General features: G+C 55.6%; 1 protein-coding gene. It reads left to right on the top strand.

Annotated elements, in window-relative coordinates; all coding sequences use genetic code 11:
• Positions 1 to 507: type VI secretion system protein TssL, short form (gene tssL, locus QQF33_RS03515; RefSeq protein WP_285157389.1), on the top strand; the 507-nt coding region annotated here is incomplete at both ends.

The raw sequence follows: 507 nt of genomic DNA, 5'->3' as shown, positions 1-507 counted from the left end.
GCAGTGCGCTTTACGACAAGTGCGTTAAACAGGTTGAAAGTGTGCGGGAAGCGCTGGAGCGTGCCGGTTACGACGAGGCCAGCGTCGGACATATTTCCTATGCACAATGTGCTTTGCTGGACGAGGCGGTAATGAGCCGTAAGCCTGAAAAGTGCGAGGAAGGAGAAGAGCCGAAAGTTGATGAGGGCCAGGCTGCATGGCGTAAAGCCCCGCTTCAGGCCCGATTTTTCGGATCACTTCGGGCAGGTGAAGCGTTATGGGATCGCATTGCAGAAGTTCTGCGTCAGCCCTCACCGAACCCGGCCGTTTTGACGTGCTATCACCGGGTTATTGCACTGGGTTTTCAGGGGTTGTATGGCCTGAAGGCGGTCAGTCAGTCGCAGCGGGATGAAGTCGTCAAAGCCCTTTCTGAGCGAGTCTCTCCGCCTGATGCAGGCCTGTCTCTGATTGTTCACCGGATGGGGAAACATCGCTGGAGTCTGATGCGTTCAGTCTGGTTCTGGATAA

This window comes from Lelliottia wanjuensis, assembly GCF_030238365.1.
Lineage (GTDB): Bacteria > Pseudomonadota > Gammaproteobacteria > Enterobacterales > Enterobacteriaceae > Enterobacter > Enterobacter wanjuensis.
Note: the sequence above shows the minus strand (reverse complement) of the source record. Positions and strands in the feature narration are given on the sequence as shown.